1 protein-coding gene is annotated in these 752 nt (G+C 40.4%); it reads right to left on the bottom strand.

Annotated elements, in window-relative coordinates; genetic code table 11:
* Positions 1-146 precede the first annotated feature (146 nt).
* Positions 147-752: amidohydrolase (locus AC1DVB_RS27705; protein ID WP_477592060.1), on the bottom strand; the 606-nt coding region annotated here is incomplete at its 5' end.

Here is a 752-nt window from a genome sequence, read left to right on the forward strand (position 1 = left end):
CGACTCAGCCTCTCACCATTAATTAATAATTTTTGCTTTTTCATAGTGAATATCCCCCTTTTAGATAACCTGCTAAATCCTCTTCGTTCGCTTAAGCCAAAAAATTGTAAGTGARGGTCCTGTTGTTTTAAAATAGTCACGCTAGATTATATTTCCACCATTGTTTCCCTATGATAAAGAATCTCCCMATTCAGAATCGTCGTTTCAACTTTCAAATCCTTGATATTTTGGGAATCCACTTTCAATATACTATCATTCAATACTACTAGATCGGCCAGCTTTCCTGCCTCCAGGCTGCCTTTGACATCTTCATCGAAACTAGCAAACGCGCCATTCCATGTGTATAGTTTAATGGCTTCCAATACGCTAATCGATTGAATCGCACCTATTTTCATACCAGACCTGCTTGTTCTATTAACAGCAACGTGTATGCCTAATATAGGGTCGTGATCAGTAACGGGAGCATCTGAACCGGCTGCGGCCAGGATGCCATTATCAATAAAATCACGGGCAGCGTACATATGGTTGACCCTATTGCCGTAATGTTCAATATATATATCACCGAATTCATAAGGAAATGGGGGGTTGGGGATTGGGATGACCCCAAGTTCTTTCATCCTTTTTTGTAAATCTGGTGAAGATATTCCAGCATGCTCAATTCTATGTCTATGATCTTTTCTGGGCGATTCATTCAAAGCCTTTTCCACGCAATTTAAATACATCTCTATTGCCCTGTCTCCTTGGGCATGGAC

Source organism: Peribacillus sp. P4_D6 (assembly GCF_056401795.1).